This window comes from Halothece sp. PCC 7418 (genome assembly GCF_000317635.1).
In the GTDB taxonomy this organism is placed as follows: Bacteria; Cyanobacteriota; Cyanobacteriia; order Cyanobacteriales; family Rubidibacteraceae; genus Halothece.
In genome coordinates, this window is the sequence record NC_019779.1 from 1,136,109 (window position 1) to 1,155,423 (window position 19,315).

At 43.3% G+C, this 19,315-nt stretch carries 13 protein-coding genes; 4 read left to right on the forward strand and 9 right to left on the reverse strand.

Translation table 11 applies throughout. The features are described 5' to 3' along the window. The first annotated feature begins 71 nt into the window (after positions 1–71). Positions 72–4,736, forward strand: coding sequence for a response regulator (locus PCC7418_RS19295; RefSeq protein ID WP_015225130.1), 4,665 nt, complete (start codon positions 72–74; stop codon positions 4,734–4,736). Here PCC7418_RS19295 and nblR read toward each other — a convergent pair. The 5 genes from nblR to PCC7418_RS05260 form a co-directional block, all read right to left on the reverse strand. Next, on the reverse strand, positions 4,715–5,398 hold the full coding sequence (gene nblR, locus PCC7418_RS05240; RefSeq protein ID WP_015225131.1) for a response regulator transcription factor NblR: 684 nt from the start codon (positions 5,396–5,398) through the stop codon (positions 4,715–4,717). The two genes, PCC7418_RS19295 and nblR, sit on opposite strands and share 22 nt — an antisense overlap. A gap of 28 nt (positions 5,399–5,426) precedes the next feature. Continuing rightward, positions 5,427–6,347 (reverse strand): NAD(+) kinase, encoded by a 921-nt coding sequence (locus tag PCC7418_RS05245; RefSeq protein WP_015225132.1) that lies wholly within the window; start codon positions 6,345–6,347, stop codon positions 5,427–5,429. A 106-nt stretch (positions 6,348–6,453) separates the two neighbouring features. Beyond that, positions 6,454–7,431 (reverse strand): SDR family oxidoreductase, encoded by a 978-nt coding sequence (locus PCC7418_RS05250; RefSeq protein WP_015225133.1) that lies wholly within the window; start codon positions 7,429–7,431, stop codon positions 6,454–6,456. Between the two features lie 75 nt (positions 7,432–7,506). Further along, entirely contained in the window at positions 7,507–8,601 is a 1,095-nt protein-coding gene (gene aroC, locus PCC7418_RS05255) for a chorismate synthase (protein ID WP_015225134.1), read from the reverse strand. Between the two features lie 207 nt (positions 8,602–8,808). Beyond that, a complete protein-coding gene (locus PCC7418_RS05260; protein ID WP_015225135.1) occupies positions 8,809–9,339 on the reverse strand; it encodes a TIGR02281 family clan AA aspartic protease in 531 nt (176 codons plus the stop codon). 130 nt (positions 9,340–9,469) lie between these two features. On the opposite strand from PCC7418_RS05260, the gene ald reads away from it, so the two are divergent. After that, positions 9,470–10,552: an alanine dehydrogenase gene (gene ald, locus PCC7418_RS05265; RefSeq protein ID WP_015225136.1), complete on the forward strand. Its 1,083-nt coding sequence runs from the start codon at positions 9,470–9,472 to the stop codon at positions 10,550–10,552. Between the two features lie 58 nt (positions 10,553–10,610). On the opposite strand, the gene PCC7418_RS05270 is transcribed toward ald, so the two are convergent. The 4 genes from PCC7418_RS05270 to PCC7418_RS05285 form a co-directional block, all read right to left on the reverse strand. Then, positions 10,611–11,180 carry a hypothetical protein gene (locus PCC7418_RS05270; RefSeq protein WP_015225137.1) on the reverse strand — a complete coding sequence of 190 codons (570 nt, stop codon included), beginning with the start codon at positions 11,178–11,180 and terminating at the stop codon, positions 10,611–10,613. A 25-nt stretch (positions 11,181–11,205) separates the two neighbouring features. Then, positions 11,206–12,426 (reverse strand): type II secretion system F family protein, encoded by a 1,221-nt coding sequence (locus PCC7418_RS05275; protein WP_015225138.1) that lies wholly within the window; start codon positions 12,424–12,426, stop codon positions 11,206–11,208. Between the two features lie 38 nt (positions 12,427–12,464). Next, complete coding sequence (locus PCC7418_RS05280) at positions 12,465–13,577, reverse strand: type IV pilus twitching motility protein PilT (RefSeq protein ID WP_015225139.1); 1,113 nt, start codon at positions 13,575–13,577, stop codon at positions 12,465–12,467. Between the two features lie 228 nt (positions 13,578–13,805). After that, positions 13,806–15,830, reverse strand: coding sequence for a GspE/PulE family protein (locus PCC7418_RS05285; RefSeq protein ID WP_015225140.1), 2,025 nt, complete (start codon positions 15,828–15,830; stop codon positions 13,806–13,808). 805 nt (positions 15,831–16,635) lie between these two features. On the opposite strand from PCC7418_RS05285, the gene bchL reads away from it, so the two are divergent. Beyond that, positions 16,636–17,514: a ferredoxin:protochlorophyllide reductase (ATP-dependent) iron-sulfur ATP-binding protein gene (gene bchL, locus PCC7418_RS05295; RefSeq protein WP_015225141.1), complete on the forward strand. Its 879-nt coding sequence runs from the start codon at positions 16,636–16,638 to the stop codon at positions 17,512–17,514. A gap of 90 nt (positions 17,515–17,604) precedes the next feature. After that, a complete protein-coding gene (locus tag PCC7418_RS05300; RefSeq protein ID WP_015225142.1) occupies positions 17,605–19,023 on the forward strand; it encodes a ferredoxin:protochlorophyllide reductase (ATP-dependent) subunit N in 1,419 nt (472 codons plus the stop codon). Positions 19,024–19,315 lie beyond the last annotated feature (292 nt).

Consider the following 19,315-nt stretch of genomic DNA (forward strand, 5'->3'; position numbering starts at 1 on the left):
ATAGGAAAATATTCTCATAATAAATAGCGAGTAAACCTTAAAAAACAGTCTCTCACCAAGTATTAATTATTATGAAATTATCGGTTCGATCGCGCTGGATTTTGTTTTTACTAACCCTAGGCGCGATCGCTGGCAACTATTTTAACCTTCCTCTGTTTTTTCGCGTTGATCTTCTCTTCGGGACGATCTTCGCCCTTACCGTGATCAAACTCTATGGTATCGGTTGGGGAACATTAGTGGGGTTGCTTGCTGGGAGTTACACCCTCCATTTATGGAGTCATCCTTATGCGATGATTATCTTCACCCTTGAGGTGTTCATCGTTGGCTGGCTATTTCATCGACAAGGATTGAAAGATCTCGCCCTAGCAGATGCGCTTTACTGGCTAATCATCGGTATTCCTTTGATTTGGCTATGTTATGAACATCTCTTAGAGATGAATCCCCCACAAAGTACATTGATTATCTTCAAGCAACCGATTAACGGGCTCATTAATGCCATCATTGCTAATTTTATTACCAATTACTTGCCTTGGAATAAATGGCTGCAACGGGAGAATATTGATGATTTTAGACTATCATTCCAGCAAACACTTGCGAATCTCCTAACGGCTTTCATTTTTGTGCCAGTGATTGTTTTGATGGTTTGGCAGGGGTATATTAATGTTCAGCAAACAGAAAATCGAGTCGAATCTTATCTCACAACGATTGCTGAGGATACTCTAGCAAGAATGGAGTTGTGGCAACGTCCTTATCAACAAGCCTTAGACCAACTTGCTAAATCAGCCCTAGAAGAAGATGTGGTTTCTTTACAAGTCAAAATAGAATTTATCCAAGCTGGATTCCCAGATTTCCTAAGAATTTATGCCACTGATTCTCAAGGAACAATTATTGCGAGTTCCACTAATAAAAATCAAAGCAAGAATGACTTAATCGGAACAAATATTGCTGAGAAAGACATTTTTCAAAAAACCAGTCGTACCCTGAAAACTCAAGTGAGTGAAGTTCATCGAGACGAAGCAGATCAAACGCCCCATGTTGGAATTAGTGTTCCCCTTATCAATCAGGGTCAATTTCAAGGTTTAGTTTATGGGTCTTTTAATTGGCAAGGATTAAAGCAATTGCTGATCGATGATCAACAAAATGATTTATTAACTATAAAAAACGGATCAACAAATAGAATTCTAGCACAATTTACCTTACTCGATCAAAACCGAAACCTTATTGTCAGCACTCGCGAAGACTCGCAACTGATGAAACCGTTGTCGATTCAAGGAATAACAAAACCCATCAGCGATCGCGTTCACTTGAATATTCCCAATCGAGCTTTCCATACTTCAGCAATGATCCAATGGCGGAACTCTAGCTATGTTTTAACTATCAGTGGAACGGAACAAGAACCTCTGAGAAATAGTCAACTAATCTCAGGATTGCAATTAAGAGTTGAACTCCCCGCAGCCCCTTTTGTGGATAGATTGCAGTATAACTATATCAATTATTTAGCCGTCATGCTTGGGGTGACAATTTTGGGTTTACTCTTGGCATTTTTCCTCAGCCGTCAACTGGTGAAACCGTTGCAGAAGTTAGCAGGAGTAACCACTGATTTACCGAATAAAGTCTCAGAAAACCTCAATATTAAGTGGCAGCGATCGCGCATTGCAGAAGTGGATCATTTGATTACAAACTTTCAACAAATGGCGCTAGTTCTTTCTTATAAATTCCAAGAACTTTCTGAGGCAAAAGCAACCTTAGAGGCGCGAGTCAAAGAACGCACTAAAAGCCTGACTCAATACAAAATTATTGTTGAAAATTCCACCGATGCCATCATGATTAAAGATCTCGATGGAGTCTATCTACTGGTCAACCAAAGTGTTGCGGATTATCTTGGGTATAAACAACGAGAAATCATTGGTCACACTGATATAGAATTATTTGGGTCAGATGCGGGAAAACAATTACAAGAACAAGAACAAATGGTGATGAAATTTAAAAATCAAGAAATTATCACCTATAAAGAAGCACTCCCCACAGTTTATGGAGAACGGATTTTTCAAACCACTCGCATTCCTTACTATGATGATAATAAAGAAGTTATTGGTATCATTGGCATTTGTCGAGATATTACAGAGCGAGAACAGACCAATCAACAAATTCAAGAACAAAGTCAAGCCTTAGAAACAGGACTGAGACAGCAGGTTATTTTATCAGAAATTGCGCTCCAACTGAATTTACTAGAAGACTTTGAATCAACAATTAACTCTGTACTGCAAAAAATTGGTGAACATACCCAAGTCAGTCGCGTTTATATTTTTGAAGATCAATCGGAAACAGTCACCCATAATACATTTGAATGGTGTAACGTGGGGATTACTCCGCACAAAGAACAACTACAACAAGTTAATTATCTTACCGACATTCCCTCTTGGAAACCCCTTTTATTGCAAGACGGTCGAATTTATTCTGAAGATATTCAAACACTCCCTTGGGATCTCAGAGTGATTTTAGAATCACAAGCTATTAAATCAATCATTATTTATCCTCTCTATGTGCAAGGGAAATTCTTTGGTTTTATTGGATTTGATGAATGTGTTGAAATTCGACAATGGAAACAATCAGAATTAGAACTCTTACGCACTGTAGCCAGCATGATTGGTAATGCTTATGAACGTCGTTTAATGGAACAATCGGTCATCGATCAACGGGATAAAGCCAATAAAGCGAACCAAGCCAAAAGTGAATTTCTCGCCAATATGAGTCATGAAATTCGCACGCCCATGAATGCCATTATTGGAATGACGGGATTGTTACTGGATACCCCATTAAATAACGAGCAAAAAGAATTTACAGAAATCATTCGTAATAGTGGCGATACCTTGCTGACATTAATTAATGATATTTTAGATTTCTCAAAAATAGAGTCGGGAAAGTTAGCCCTCGAACCAACTCGCTTTTCCTTACGTCATTGTGTGGAATCCGCGTTAGACTTAGTCACCCAAAAGGCTCTAGAAAAAAACTTAGAATTAGCGTATTTTGTTGATCCTAATCTGCCTAGTGAAATCTTAGCGGATGAAGCGCGATTACGACAGATTTTGGTGAATTTACTCAGTAATGCCGTAAAATTTACCGAGGAAGGAGAAGTTCTGGTGCAAGTGAGTTCTTTATCTCTCTTTTCTGGAAAAATTCAATTATTATTTGCTGTTCATGATACAGGAGTCGGGATTCCTCCTGATAAAATGAATCGTCTTTTCCGACCCTTTTCTCAAGTGGATTCCTCTTATACTCGGCGCATGATGGGGAGTGGGTTAGGTTTAGTCATTTCCCGCCGACTTTCTGAGTTAATGGGAGGACAAATGTGGGTCACCAGTCATGGTGCAATTGCGGGATCAAACCCCAATGATTGGCAACCCGAAGAAAATTGTTTACCATTATCGCCCTCATTTGATGTCAACAAGGGATCAACATTTTACTTTACCATGACCTCGGACGTGGCAACAGCACGCAGAAATTTTGACACACTACAACCGCTAACAGGAAAACAGGTCTTAGTGGTGGATGATAGTGCGACCCATCGCCAAGTTTTACAGTTACAACTCCAAAATTGGGAAATGAATGTCCAAACGGCTGCTTCTGGAAAGTCAGCTTTAACTCTTCTTTCTCAAAATGATTCGTTTGATTTAGCGATTTTAGATACGCAGATACCAGAGATGGATGGTTTGACTTTAGCCCAAAAAATCCGTCAGTCTCCTCAAGGAAAACAACTTCCTTTGTTATGTTTAACCGCTTTAGGAAATGCGCGATCTACACTTAGGGAAAACATGAGTGGTAACTGTATTGCATGGTTAAATAAACCGATTAAGCAGTCCCAGTTATACAACATTCTTGTTGATCATTTTGTTCCTCATCCCGAACAAACCCTTACTTCTTCTAATCTTTCGGATACCAATATGAGCCCTCAACTTGCTGACCAATACCCTTTCAAAATCCTCCTTGCTGAAGATAATGTTGTTAATCAGAAAGTTGCTTTGCGGATGTTGGAACGTCTAGGCTATCGGGCTGATGTGGTAGCGAATGGGTTAGAAGTGTTAGAAGCCCTGCGCCGTCAAAGCTATGATGTAATTTTAATGGATGTGCAAATGCCAGAGTTAGATGGGATTTCTACAACTCGGCTGATTCGAGAACATAATGATAATTCTGATTATCCTTGGATTATCGCGATGACGGCTAATGCGGTGGGAGAAGCCAAACAAGCGGGGTTAGAAGCAGGGATGAATGAGTATTTAACGAAGCCTGTTAAACTCGACCAGTTAAGTCGGGTGTTACAACAAGTCTGTCAGAATCAAAATGCAGTTGCGTCGGATGCTTCGGAGTCAGATGTTAACCTCCCCCTGATTGATGAACAAATCTTTTGTAATCTAGAAGAGATTATGGATGATCATGAAGAGATGTTGGAATTGATTGATAGTTTTTTAGAAGATAGTGAAGCATTAATGAGCGCGATCGCGCAAGCCTATCAAAATCATAATATTCAACAATTGCAACAGCAAGCTCACGCCCTGAAAGGAAGTAGCGCTAACCTTGGTTTATCTGCTCTTTCTGAAGTCTGTCGGGAAATCGATCGTCATGGGAAAGCCCAGCAACTCCCTTCTGCATCATTGATGGAACAACTGCAAACAACTTATCAAGAAACGGCGGTTGCTTTGCAGACCAAGCGAAATCATCATGATTCCCGTAAGACATAACCCACACCGCGCACGGTTTGAATCAGTCGTTTATATCCCCCCTGTTCGATTTTGAGGCGTAGATAGCGAATATAAACTTCAATCACGTTTGATTCTCCCCCATGATTATCTTCCCAGACATTATCAAGGATTTGCTCGCGAGTCAGCACTTCCCCTGGGTGAGACATCAAATATTTGAGAAGTTCAAACTCTTTGACGGTTAACTCAATTTTGCGCCCATTACGGTTAGCACAGCGATGGGATAAATCGAGCACTAAATCGCTAAATTGGAGTTGTTCAGGGACTGTTGTAGCGGGTTGGAGATACAGTTGAACTAACTCTAAAAACCGATCGCGCTGGTAAGGAAGTAGCATATAGTCATCCGCCCCAGCTTCTAAACAAGCGGTTCGATCTTCTAGAGTATCTTCCTTCATAAATAGCACAATCAGAACGGGGTTATTATGTCCCCGTAACTGACGCGATACCGTTAACCCTTCTTCTCCCAAATGGGCTTGATCAATGACCACTAACGCGGGTTGTAATTCTTCAAACTGTGGTTTAGCTTGGTCGGTATTGCTAGCAACAGTAACGGTATAACCCGCGTTGGTTAAATCTAGATTGACGGTTTGCGACAACTCTGGGTCATTGGCAATGACTAACACTGACGGCTGAGACATAGACATCGGATGTTGTCTCCATGAGACATTAATCCTACGGTAGCTCGACTGATGTCGGTTTGGCGATATGAGGCAGTCCCCAACCCAGTTTTTCGCGGAGAATACGGAAAAATTCGGGGCGCTCTAAGCGAATAAAATAAGCCGAGTAGCGCGATCGCGCAATATGAACCACATCTTTTGGCTGTACATAACACCCGCCATTACCATCCACCACCATTACTAACTGATGAGCATCACTGGCGGAATGAATAATAATCGGTTCGCGATCGGAGAAAACTAACGCCCGCGAGGCTAAAGAATGGGGACATATAGGAACTAACTGTAAAATCGGCACGTCTGGAGTGACCACAGGACCGCCAGAACTCAAAGAATAAGCGGTCGAACCCGTGGGCGTAGAAACAATAATGCCATCGGCTGCAATATCCACAGGCGCATGATGTCCCACCACCACTTCAAAATGACACATACTGGTCATCGGTTCCCGATGCAGTACCATTTCATTGAGACAGAGGGCTTCCCATTGTAACTTCTCCCCACGCATCACCTGTACAGTAATCATGGAACGTTCTTCGACGGTATAGTTTCCCGCTAAAACCTCTTCTAAAGCCGAAGAGAGTTGATTGACATAAGTTTCTGTCAAAAAGCCCATGTGTCCCGTGTTCACCGTTAACAAAGGAATCCCATAGGGGGCTAACTGACGGAAACCCGATAAAACCGTCCCATCTCCACCCAAGACGAGACAAAACTTCATCGTTTCATCAAACCCAGGGGGGATTAACTTATCCATGGGAGTATGACAAACGGGGCTATCGGGGCTAGGATAGCCTAGGAGTCCACCCACGCCTGTGGCGAGAGTAACCTCCCATCCTTGTTCTTGGAATTGTGCTTGTACTTGGTATGCAAGGTCACAAGCAACAGGTTTATTATCGTTGTAGATGATGCCTAGTTTCGGCACGACGACTAATCCGTGTGTAGAGTGTTTATATCCACGACAAGAGTGTTCTCTTATCTTAATATTTAAGCAGAAAGAATTGATGCAAGGGTTGAACTTAAATCAAAGGTTAAGATTTCGATTTAAAGGGCGTTTTCTTTTTCTTCTTACTTTTCTCTTTCTCGTAGTTAATTTCTTTTAATTTTTTCATGATGCGCGAGAAGTATTCCTGTAAATAAGTTTCAACGGTTGTCATCTCATTGGGGTTAAACCCAAAGATATCATAGACTTCACTCATGTCCGCATCAAAAGACTGACCACTGACTAAAACATTGGCAAAAATGAGGCGATCTGAGGCATTCCGTGTCCATTCAAAAAACCGCATCGCCCGCGCCAGAAACTGTAATAATCCCATGGGAAGCCGAGAAATTTTGGCATTTTTCCCAGAGAGATTTTCACAAATATTAATAATTTCTTCTGCGGTCCAAGGGCGAGATCCCGCTAGGGGAAAGGTTCGTTTTGCCGTTTCTGGGACTTCTACCGCCCGCACCGCAAACTTCGCAATATCTAGGGTATCCATGTAAGCAATGGGGGTGCTTTCTCCTGTTACCCAAACCGCTTGGTTATCTAAAATGGGGATGGCATATTGGGGAATTAAACCCTGCATAAACCCACAAGGGCGGAGAATGGTGTAGTCGAGATCCGTTTCTGCTAAAAACTGTTCGGTACAGTGTTTAATATTCATTAACGGCACATCAGGATAGTTCTCCGCATTGAGAATGGAGAAAAAGATATAGCGTTTGATTCCCGCAGCTTCTACCGCTTGTATAAAAGCCACTTTTCCGTCCCAATCTACTTCTTTGATGCTGAGAGCATCTGTTGGGCGGGCGGTGGCTGCATCAATGACAGCATCGACTCCTTCTAAGGTGCGCGGTAAGGTTTCGGGTTGACAGAGGTCGCCTTTGACGAGGTTCGCCCCCCATTCTTTAAGAAATGTTGCTTTTCTGGGATTTCTAACGAGGCATTTCACGTCATGACCTTCATCAAGCGCTCGTCGCACCACTTGTCTGCCAAGTGTGCCTGTTGCCCCAGCGATCAATATATTCATTTATAAATATGAGAGTATCTTAAACTTTCTATAAGATTCTATCAAACTCTGTTACCTTCTGTACTAGGATGATAATTATTTGTCAAAAAGATGACATTGGGCGCGATCGCGCAGTAGGTGATCACATAAAATCAGAGCCACCATTGCTTCCACCATGGGAACTGCACGGGGTAACACACAAGGATCATGTCGTCCTCTCGCAGCGAGTTCGGTCGCTTCTCCACGACTGGTAACGGTTTCTTGGGCTTGACCAATGGTCGAGGTGGGCTTAAAGGCAGCCCGAAGAATAATATTTTCCCCGTTACTGAGTCCCCCTTGGATTCCGCCAGAATGATTGCTACGGGTGCGAATATTCCCAGTTTCATCGCTATAAAAGGGATCATTATGTTCACTTCCGAGCAGTAACGTCCCCGAAAAACCTGATCCGATTTCAAAGCCTTTACTGGCGGGAAGGGACATCACGCCTTTCGCTAAGTCGGCTTCTAGTTTATCAAAAACGGGTTCTCCTAGTCCTTTGGGAACATTTCTCACCACACATTCCACAACGCCCCCAATGGAGTCTTTATCCCGTCGAGTTTGGTCAATCAGGTCAATCATTTGTTGGGCGCATTCTTCATGAGGACAGCGAACAATATTTTTCTCGACTTCCTCGCGGGTGACGGTATCAGTATCAATGGGGGCTTCTAAATCTTTAATCCGTTTCACATAGCCCACTATTTCGATATTGGCAAATTGACTAAGAATTTTTTGCGCGATCGCGCCTGCTGCGACTCGTCCAATAGTTTCCCGCGCTGATGAGCGTCCTCCCCCTTGCCAGTTACGAAAGCCATATTTAGCATCATAAGTCGCATCCGCATGAGAGGGGCGATAAGTCGTAGCCATTTCGCTGTAATCTTGGGGGCGGGTGTCTTTATTGGGAACTAACAGCGCGATCGGTGTGCCAGTGGTTTTCCCTTGAAAGACTCCCGAGAGAATCTGACAAGTATCGGTTTCTTTACGAGGCGTGGTAATTTTACTTTGTCCTGGTCGTCGGCGGTCTAACTCCACTTGGATCTCTTCAGCAGAAATCGGAAGTTGGGGGGGACAACCATCAATGATCACTCCCACACCCCCGCCATGTGACTCACCAAAGGTACTGATCCGAAAAAGTTGTCCGAAGATGCTACCCATAGCGTTTGATTTGCAGTTGTTGTGAATAATAGGGATACAGAAGTTTCTACTCTTGTGAGGTACATTCTAAATTTTTGTTCTTCGTTCTTTGTTGGTTGTTAATCAATGAAGCACGAACCATGAACCATGAACATCCACCGACTCGCATTACGTACCTCAACAGACTAAGAAACGCTCTAGAAGAACTATTTTATCAAGTTTTATTTATTATTCGCGATCATGAAATTCCACCACATCCTCTTTAATGACCACATCGTAACGGCTAAAAAAGTTTTGTCCTAATAACCCCATGGATAAAGCTGGAGAAATGACAACGACGACATCTCTTGCGGTAGCACCTCCAGCAGTAATCGACTCCACTCGTCCAGCGGGAAATTCAACTTCTCGATCGCTAGGGGTATTCGCCAGAAAAGTTCCTTCTTGTTTCACTCCTAACTGTTGCGCCACTTCTGGAGATAGCAGCGTTGCACTTGCGCCAGTATCAACCATCATCTCAACAGTTCGCTCATTATTGAATCTGACATCAATAATGGGGATTCCCCCTTGACGACGTTTAATCGGTGCGCGAAATATACCCGATGTTGTGGTGGAAGTGCTATTCTCACAGAGCCCATTGAGATCAACAGGGTTACCATTGCTATCAAGCATATAACAGCCTTGATGTTCTTGAGCATAACTTTCACTGGGAAGCAGTAACAGTCCAAAACAACAGGTCAACAGAGCTAGGGGTCGCTTCATGTTTTTTTTCTAGGTCTTAGTCAATATTTTCTCCAATATAGCGATTGGCTATTCGTCTTGATAGAGATTCAGGGAAATTAATAGATCTTGTAGCATAATCAAATCAGATCAGCACAGAAGGGATATTAATATGGAAATCGGCGTTCCCAAAGAAACCAAAGACCAAGAATATCGGGTGGGATTAAGCCCGAGCAGTGTTCGCAGTTTGTGTGAGAGGAAGCATCCAGTTTTTGTGGAAACTCAAGCGGGAGTCGGCGCAGGGTTTAGTGATCAAGACTACGAAGCAGCAGGAGCAACCGTTGTTCCTGATCCAAAATCCGCTTGGAATCGGGAACTGGTAGTTAAGGTGAAAGAACCGCTCCCTGATGAATACACTTATTTACAGAAAAATCAAGTTTTATTTACTTATCTTCACTTAGCAGCTAATCGTCGTCTCACCGAGGCTTTGATTGATTCTGGCATCAGCGCGATCGCGTATGAAACCGTAGAACTCCCCAACGGGAAACTCCCCCTTCTGAACCCAATGAGTATTATTGCGGGGCGTTTATCGGTACAATTTGGAGCGCGTTATCTAGAAAAACAACAGGGGGGACGCGGGGTTTTACTCGGCGGCTTTCCTGGGGTACGTTCAGGACGAGTTGTAATTCTCGGCGGTGGGGTTGTTGGGACGGAAGCTGCACGAATGGCGGTCGGAATCGGGGCGCAAGTCCAGATTTTAGATGTCAATGTGGAACGGTTAGCCGAACTGGAAAACCTCTTTGGATCACGAGTGGAACTGCTCTATAGTAACTCTTCACAAATTGAAGCGGTCGTCCCAGAAGCAGATTTACTGATTGGCGCAGTTCTGACCACAGGAAAACGCGCCCCCAAGTTGGTGACGCGAGAACTGGTCAAACAAATGCGTGCAGGAAGTGTGATTGTTGATGTCGCTGTGGATCAAGGGGGATGTGTGGAAACCTTGCAAGTTACCTCTCATAGTCATCCCACTTATACCGAAGAAGGAGTGGTTCACTTTGGTGTTCCTAATATGCCAGGGGCTGTTCCTTGGACAGCAACTCAAGCCTTAAACAACAGCACTTTGCCTTATGTGATCCAGCTTGCGGATCAAGGCTTAACCGCCCTAGAAAGCAATCCGATTTTAGGGAAAGGGTTGAACGTTCAGAAACAGCAATTGATTCATCCTGCGGTTAAAGAAGTTTTTCCTGATTTATAGAGATTTTTTTTGTTGTGAGGGGGAGACATTTTGTGGAACGTCTCCCCTCTGATCTAGTTTAATTTTCCACTTGCAAGGGAACTTCCTGATCCGATTCAGCTTGTTCAGCGACGGCTTGAATGAGTAACGGTAATCCCGCCCCTTTCAAGCCCCGACGAATTTTGTCTGATGTTTCCGTAAACCCAACAAAGAGAGGATAGGCTTTTTGCGTGCCTTCACTAAAGATATGCTCTTTACCAGGTGGCATCACCCATTCATACTCTTGGTTTAACCACACTTCCGTTTGTCGCCACCGACGGAGCAATTCTGAAAATTGTTCTTGGGGACGATGGATAAAGACCATAATTTCCACCCCCATTTTGATTTTCCATTCAGGATCACAGGTAAGAAGGGCTAAATCACAAGGGAGTTGTACTGCTTTCGGGGCTGAGCAACTGTCATCACTAGCAGATTTTCCACTGCGTAACCGAAGCAGAGGCAGTGGAATCGTAATCACACTTTCGTCTGGACGACGCAAACTGGGCAACATTTCCAAGTAGGGTCGATATTGACGCAGGAGCGCGATCGCGCTGTGACGGTTACTATATTCAGCAAGGAGGGTTTCGTATTGCGACTGTTTAATCAGCATAATTTTTCGGGAGCCAGTAGCAAGGTTAACCGAGTTCTTGAAAGACTTTGAACATAGGCAGATACATAGACAAGAGAATCACACCCACCATCACTGCCACGCCAACCATCATAATCGGTTCAATTAAACTGGTGAGAGACTTCACTGCTTGTTCCACCTCATCTTCATAGAAGTCAGCAACTTTCATCATCATCGCATCAAGTTCTCCCGTTTCTTCGCCAATACTCATCATTTGAATCGCGAGAGGAGGAAATGCTTGTTTACGTTGCAGTGCCAGGCTAATCATACCCCCTTGCTGGACTTCTTGCTTCGAGGCTTCAATGGCATTAGCAAAGACTTTATTTCCTGCTGTATCACGAGAAATTTCGAGGGTGCTTAAAATGGGAACACCAGAACGGGTTAAAGTTCCAAAAATTCGACAGAATTTCGCCACCGCATTTTTTTCGAGTAAATCTCCGAAAACTGGAATTTTGAGCATTAAAGCATCAATTTGTAACCGTCCTGCGGGTGTCTTGTAGTATTGTTGGAATCCAAAAACTGTCCCACCAATAATTACAATAGGAATCAGCACTCTGGGGCTTCTTAAAAGGTCGCTGAGACTCAACATAAACACGGTTAAAGCGGGTAGTTCTACCCCAAGGTCTTGGAAAATTCCAGCAAAAACGGGAATTAAAAACACCGTCATCCCAATGAACACGGCAAATGCAAATAAGCCAACAGCCACAGGATAAGCCATCGCTGACTTGATTTGCCCTTGTAGTCGCGCCATATCTTCTAAGAGTTTCGCAATACGGTTGAGAACTTCATCGAGAACCCCACCTGCTTCTCCCGCTTCTACCATGCTCACATAAAGTTGGTCAAAGCATTCGGGATGTTTACTCATGGCATCGGACAGATTCACCCCTTGTTGTACATCACTACCAATCACATTTAAAGCCTTTCGCAGTTTCGGATTATCACATTGTTCCGAGAGAACGCTTAAACAGCGAACAATCCCCACCCCAGCGTTGACCATAGCTGAAAACTGACGGGAGAAAATGGCTTTATCCTTCACACCAACCCCCGATAGCCGTTCTTCAATCACGGATAAATCCATATCCAGATCGAGCCCGACTTTCTTTGCCCGACCAATTTTGGGATATTTTCCCCGCAATAATCGTTGTGCTTCTACAGGGGAATTGGCATCTACTTTCTCTTTGCTGCGTTGACCTTTGGCATCTTGAACTTCTACCACATAAGTTGTCATGGTTTTATTTCCTCAACTAATCACTCATCTGGTCGGTTTTAACGACGTGCATTGGCTTTAACTTTTGCTTTCCCGGATGCTCCCGAAGTTAAGCGATAGAGTTCATCGGGCTTACTACTTTTCGAGAGAGCTTCTTCCATAGAAATCACCCCTTTATTCACCCAATCGGCAAGAGACTGTTCCATGGTCTGCATTCCCAGTTTCATTCCCGTTTGGATGGAAGAATAAATTTGTGAGGTTTTTCCTTCTCGAATTTGGTTCGCGATCGCGGGAGTGACCACCATAATTTCTTGGGCTAAGGCGCGTCCAAATTCACCGGGTTTGGGATTTTGTTTCTTCGGTAAACATTGACTAAACACTGCAATCAGAGATCCAGACAACTGTGCTCGGATTTGCTCTTGTTGTTCGGCAGTGAACACATCCACCATCCGATCCACGGTTGCTGCTGCCGAACTGGTGTGTAATGTTCCAAATACTAAGTGACCCGTTTCTGCTGCAGATACGGCGAGAGAAATCGTTTCTAAGTCCCGTAGTTCTCCCACGAGGATGATATCAGGGTCTTCCCGCAACGCTGCTTTTAAGGCATTGGCAAAACTCTTTGTGTCTTCCCCTTTTTGCCGTTGGTGAAAGAGACATTTTTCATTGGGAAAAACATACTCAATAGGATCTTCAACGGTTAAAACGTGCTCATGACGGGTGCGATTAATTAAGTCTAAAATGGCAGCAAGTGTGGTTGTTTTCCCAGACCCCGTCGGTCCTGTTACTAAGATTAAACCACGGGGACGACCTGCCATTTCTTTCACTACATCGGGTAATCCTAACTTTTCGTAGTTAGGAATTTTTGAGGAGAGAGCCCGTAAGCAAGCAGCATAACAACCCCGTTCTTTATAGACATTAACCCGAAAGCGAGCCAGTCCTTTCACCCCATAAGAACAATCTAATTCCCAGTTTTGCTCTAACTGTTTCCGTTGGCTATTATTAAGCATCGTGAAAATCAGCCGTTGGGTTTCTTGGGGAGTAAGGGGGTCATCGGTTACGGGTTGCAGTTTCCCGTTATAGCGGAAATAAACTGGTGCACCAGCTTGAATGTGCATATCCGAGCCTCCTTTTTCCACCAGTTGTTCCATCAAGTCTTCGATCATTAAATCCATTTTTGTTTCTCCAGAATCTAAACATTAACTGCATCTAACTAACACTATACAATTAATAATTAATGATCTTCCGAGGGGGCCTTTGATCGTTATTTTTACGGAAATACCACTCTCTTAAAATTGATGGTTGGTTACAGCGTCTTACTGTTGTCCCCAGTAACGAAGAACAAATAACAAATAACAAAAATTAAGAATGTCCCTCGCCAGTTGAGAGAATTGCTATATTAATTATTCATTGTCTTGGAAACGAGGGGTCAAGCAATAAGGACAATCTAACCATTCGGGTTGCAGTTCTGCTGAGCAAGTATTACAAGTGAGTGAACTCTTCCGTTTCGCTTTCAGTTCTGCTTCTAGCCCCGAGTCGGTAAAGGTGACCCGTTCTACTTCGTCTAAGGTGGTGTATCCTTCTCGCACCAGATTCAAACTATAAGCTAGTAGTGTTTGCATCCCTTCCTCAACCGCAGCTTCTTTGATTCTTTCTGTGGGGGCCCCTTCGTTAATTAGCATTTGTAAGGTTTCACTCATTGCCATGATTTCATAGACCCCAGCACGCCCTTTATAACCAACGCCGTTACATTTACTACACAATTTATTTTGCTTTCGGGCTTGTTCAATTTCATCGGGTTGTAGGGTATTGGCTTTGTAGAAGGTGACTTCTTCTTCTTTGGTTGCGGATAAACCAAACCGAGCCAGTTCCTCTTGAGTCGGGTTGTATGGGATACGACATTGACTACACACCCGACGCATTAAACGTTGGGCAAGAACACCAATTAACGAACCGGAAATCATAAAGGGTTCTACTCCCATTTCATCTAAACGCGCGATCGCGCCCGCAGCATCATTGGTGTGTAAGGTCGTTAAAACCAAGTGTCCCGTTAAAGCAGCTTCAATTGCTGTTTTTGCGGTTTCTTTGTCTCGGGTTTCCCCCACCAGAATAATATCAGGGTCTTGACGGAGAAATGACCGTAAGATGGAAGCAAAATCCATCCCTTTTTCCCGAATCACCTGCACCTGGGTAATCCCCGGTAAGGCATATTCAATGGGGTCTTCTGCGGTGCTAATATTCACCCCTGGGTCATTGCGCTCGGCGAGAATCGAATACAAGGTGGTTGATTTCCCCGAACCCGTGGGTCCAGTCACCAGAATCAGACCAAAGGGGCGACTCGCCATATCCCTGACGAGATCCAAACTTTTCTGGTCTGTAATTAATTTATCCAGTCCCAGTTGCGTCGCACTGTTATCTAAAATCCGTAGTACAATCTTTTCCCCATAACGACTGGGAAGCGTGCTCACCCGAAAATCCACATTACGCCCTTTATATTTCCGACGAATCTTGCCATCTTGAGGCATCCTGCGTTCGGCAATATCTAACTCAGCCATAATTTTAAAGCGAGCCGCGATCGCGGGAGAAATTTTAATCGGTAAGTTGTCAAAGGTTTCTTGAAGAACACCATCACGGCGCATCCGCACCCTCACATATTCTTCTTGAGGCTCAATATGAATATCAGAAACTCCATCCTTGAGGGCTTTAATTAAAATCCGATTCACTAAGTTAATAATCGGCGCTGCTTGTGCATCTCCCAATGACTTTTCTAGGTCAGCATCTGTATCGTCATTGACCTCTTCCAGCCCTTCCATATCAAGATTAGCGATGTCTTTCGTAACATCAAGTTGATCCTCTTCTTCCGCTTCTTCTTGCTGCGCCGATTGCTCATCCAAATATTTGCCAATAATTCGTTCATAATCGTCCAACGTCATCACCACTCGCTGAGGGATAAACCCTTTGGGGCGTAAAATGCGCGTTAGATCATCTTGGGCGGTCAGTTCATCTGGATTGACCATTCCCACTAACAAGGATGGAGGGCGGGTGTCTCGCTTGGACAAAGGCAGCAACTTGTGACGACGACAGAGGTCGAGGGGGATAATGTCATCAATCAATTCTGCAATCGGATACTCTTCGAGATCTGTAACCTCTGGATCGAGAGACTCGACCCCATAATAAATTTTTAATTCAAATAAATGATGTTTTTTGTACTGACGATAGAGTTCAGGCGGTAATTCTTTACCAGTAACTTCACTCAGCGCTTCGGTAAAAGATTGCTTGCCTTCTGATTGAGTAACTTGTTGTCTGGCTTGTTCAATTTCCTTACTACTAGCATAGCCAGCTTGAATCAATTTATTCCCAAATGGGGAGGAGTCACGTAATGTGGTTAGGGCTCTTTGACGTTTTTTGGCAGATGAGGAATAAGTCATGTCAATAATGGCTGCGAGTTGGACATTAAGCAATAGTCGCCGAAAGCTGCATTTGCGCAGAGGGAGGGAGTGGTCGTCTGATCAAATTCGAGCCCTCACCTCAAAAGCAGGGTAATTTGTGACCTTCAGTATTTATAACCAATTTCAGACCAAGTTGGTAAGTTGAATCTGATCCACATATCTTTAGGATATCGGTTATTAACTGAAGAAACTACTGTTATTGTCCTACGCGCTGGGAAAAGAAGGGGAAAGGAACGTTACAGTTATCTTTTCTCCAATTTATCCCTAAACAAGAAATCTTGAGTCAGGGGGAAATTGTCAATATTCTTTATAAAATTCCTTTATAGCACTTCCCAATCTCATGAGGTACATTCTAAATTTTGGTTCTTTGTTCTTTGTTCTTCGTTCTTTGTTGTTAATCAATGAACCACGAACTATGAACCATGAACATTCACCGACTCGCATTACGTACCTCAACCAACTAGGAAACGCCATAAATCCATTCCTCATTCCCTCAGACTAAGCCCAAAATTATTGATATAGCTTGCTTTCAACTTGATTGGATTTCGATCAATTTCTATTTTTTGTTATTGTTTACTTTTAATATAAAGTAATATACAAATCTAAATTATAAAACAAAACAAAAGTTTATAGAGCTTAACAGAGTAGAAATACCGAACTAACTTTTTTCAGATTATTTTAACTTTGTTTTAAAGACTAAGTTTAATTAAACAAGCCTTTTCTTTCCCAAGTCACTGCGTAATAATTGCAATCAACAAGCAAGGCAAAGCACGAGGAAAATCCTGTGAAGTTATCAGTTTACGGAAAAGGCGGAATTGGCAAATCGACAACCAGTTGCAATATTTCAGTTGCTCTCGCTAAACGAGGGAAAAAGGTTTTACAAATTGGCTGCGACCCGAAACATGACAGCACATTTACCCTCACTGGATTTTTAATTCCGACAATTATCGATACCTTACAAGAAAAAGATTTCCACTATGAAGATATTTGGCCAGAAGATGTGATTTATCGGGGTTATGGTGGTGTTGACTGTGTAGAAGCAGGGGGTCCCCCAGCTGGTGCTGGCTGTGGCGGTTATGTCGTTGGTGAAACCGTGAAACTGCTTAAAGAATTGAATGCGTTTGATGAGTATGATGTGATTTTGTTTGATGTGCTCGGTGACGTGGTTTGTGGTGGATTTGCTGCCCCCTTAAATTATTCGGACTATTGCATGATTGTCACGGATAATGGCTTTGATGCCCTATTTGCAGCGAACCGCATTGCTGCTTCCATTCGGGAAAAATCTCGCACTCATCCCTTACGGCTAGCGGGATTAATTGGGAATCGCACCTCGAAACGAGATTTAATTAATAAGTATATTGAAGCAGTTCCCATGCCCGTTTTAGAAATTCTCCCCTTAATTGAAGATATTCGCGTGTCTCGGGTGAAGGGAAAAACCATCTTTGAAATGGCGGAAACGGAACCGATGTTAGATCAAGTCGCGCAATACTATCTCAACATTGCAGATCAATTGCTTGCGCTTCCAGAAGGGGTTGTTCCTAATGATGCGCCCGATCGCGATCTGTTCTCTTTATTATCTGATTATTATCTCAATCCTACAGATAATACCGCTAAAGGGACACCTGTAGAGGAAAGCGAAGAATTAGAAGCATTAATGGTTTAAATAGTCCTTTGTCCTTCGTCCTTGGTTATTCGTAAGGCAAGGACAAATGACGAATGACGGATGACTAATGACAAAAATACGGAGAAAATAATGGCTGTAGAAGAACAAACGGCTTTAAATTTTGAATGTGAAACGGGAAATTATCATACGTTTTGCCCGATCAGTTGTGTGGCGTGGCTGTATCAAAAGATTGAAGATAGCTTCTTTTTAGTGATTGGGACGAAAACTTGTGGCTATTTTTTGCAAAACTCAATGGGGGTGATGATTTTTGCAGAACCGCGTTATGCCATGGCAGAGTTAGAAGAAGGGGATGTTTCGGCGAAACTGAGTGATTATGATGAATTGAAGCGGTTATGTTTGCAAATCAAGCGCGATCGTAATCCTAGTGTCATTGTTTGGATTGGCACTTGCACCACCGAAATCATCAAAATGGACTTAGAGGGGATCGCGCCGAAACTAGAAGCGGAAATTGGGATTCCGATTGTAGTGGCGCGGGCGAATGGCTTAGATTATGCCTTTACCCAAGGGGAAGATACCGTTTTAGCTGCAATGGTCAATCGTTGTGATGATACTCCGCAACTCGAAGCAGCACCCGAACCAGAAGAAAAGAAAAATGGCTTTTCTCGCTTCTTGAACTTTGGACAAAAAGAGGAACAAGCCCAACCCGAAGCAACAGACTATAAAGACCATCCGCCCTTAACCCTATTTGGATCGGTTCCCGACTCGGTGGAAACGCAATTAAGTTTAGAGTTGAAGAAGCAGGGAATTAAAGTTTCAGGTTGGCTACCCTCGAAACGCTTTACAGAATTACCCAGTATTGAAAAAGGGAATTATGCCTGTGGGGTGCATCCTTTCTTAAGTCGAACGGCGACTAATTTAATGCGTCGGCGGAAATGTAAACTGATTGGTGCACCCTTCCCCATTGGTCCCGATGGAACTCGCGCTTGGATAGAAAAAATTTGTTCTGTGTTTAATATTGAACCAGAAGGCTTAGACGAACGAGAAGCCCAGATTTGGGACAGTGTAGAAGACTATGTGAAGTTAGTCCGTGGGAAGTCTGTCTTTTTTATGGGGGATAATCTTTTAGAGATTTCTTTAGCCCGTTTCCTCGTCCGTTGTGGGATGACCGTTCATGAAATTGGCATTCCTTACATGGATAAACGCTATCAAGGCGCAGAATTAGCCCTTTTAGAACAGACTTGTCAAGAGATGGGTGTCAGTGTTCCTCGCATTGTGGAAAAACCAGATAATTATCATCAAATTGAACGGATTATGGCAGAAAATCCCGATTTGGTGATTACTGGGATGGCGCACGCGAATCCGTTAGAAGCCCGTGGTTTTAGTACCAAGTGGTCTGTGGAGTTTACCTTCTCTCAAATTCAAGGCTTTACCAATACGCGCGACTTACTGGAATTAGTCACTCGTCCCATGCGTCGCAATAATAATCTGCAAGAGTTAGGCTGGACGAACTTAGTGCAGGAAGAAGACGCAAAACGCATTACCGTTTAAGTTTATTGATAGTTACCATTTTTATAGCCTTTTGAGCCTTGTAGGGTGGGCAATGCCCTACTTTTCCCTCTCCCCAACTCCCCCTCGCCCTCTCTCCTCGATCAATAGACCGTACACCGAGATTGGAATGGCGCCCGTAACATTATGCTACGGGCTTTGGCGACAACGCCCTTTACTCTTACGAGTAATGCTATACCTAGCTTAAGTTTACTCAACTATGAGTAGATTTAAGAAGGTTAAATGTTGCACATTGATCAATGGGATATCGCTTGGGAAATGCTGAACAACTTGC

Bases quoted from the DNA above. Each gene is read 5' to 3' on its own strand.
- PCC7418_RS19295 (WP_015225130.1), top strand. From the start codon at position 72: ATGAAATTATCGGTTCGATCGCGCTGGATTTTGTTTTTACTAACCCTA.
- nblR (WP_015225131.1), bottom strand. From the start codon at position 5,398: ATGTCTATGTCTCAGCCGTCAGTGTTAGTCATTGCCAATGACCCAGAG.
- PCC7418_RS05250 (WP_015225133.1), bottom strand. From the start codon at position 7,431: ATGAATATATTGATCGCTGGGGCAACAGGCACACTTGGCAGACAAGTG.
- aroC (WP_015225134.1), bottom strand. From the start codon at position 8,601: ATGGGTAGCATCTTCGGACAACTTTTTCGGATCAGTACCTTTGGTGAG.
- PCC7418_RS05260 (WP_015225135.1), bottom strand. From the start codon at position 9,339: ATGAAGCGACCCCTAGCTCTGTTGACCTGTTGTTTTGGACTGTTACTG.
- ald (WP_015225136.1), top strand. From the start codon at position 9,470: ATGGAAATCGGCGTTCCCAAAGAAACCAAAGACCAAGAATATCGGGTG.
- PCC7418_RS05270 (WP_015225137.1), bottom strand. From the start codon at position 11,180: ATGCTGATTAAACAGTCGCAATACGAAACCCTCCTTGCTGAATATAGT.
- PCC7418_RS05275 (WP_015225138.1), bottom strand. From the start codon at position 12,426: ATGACAACTTATGTGGTAGAAGTTCAAGATGCCAAAGGTCAACGCAGC.
- PCC7418_RS05280 (WP_015225139.1), bottom strand. From the start codon at position 13,577: ATGGATTTAATGATCGAAGACTTGATGGAACAACTGGTGGAAAAAGGA.
- PCC7418_RS05285 (WP_015225140.1), bottom strand. From the start codon at position 15,830: ATGACTTATTCCTCATCTGCCAAAAAACGTCAAAGAGCCCTAACCACA.
- PCC7418_RS05300 (WP_015225142.1), top strand. From the start codon at position 17,605: ATGGCTGTAGAAGAACAAACGGCTTTAAATTTTGAATGTGAAACGGGA.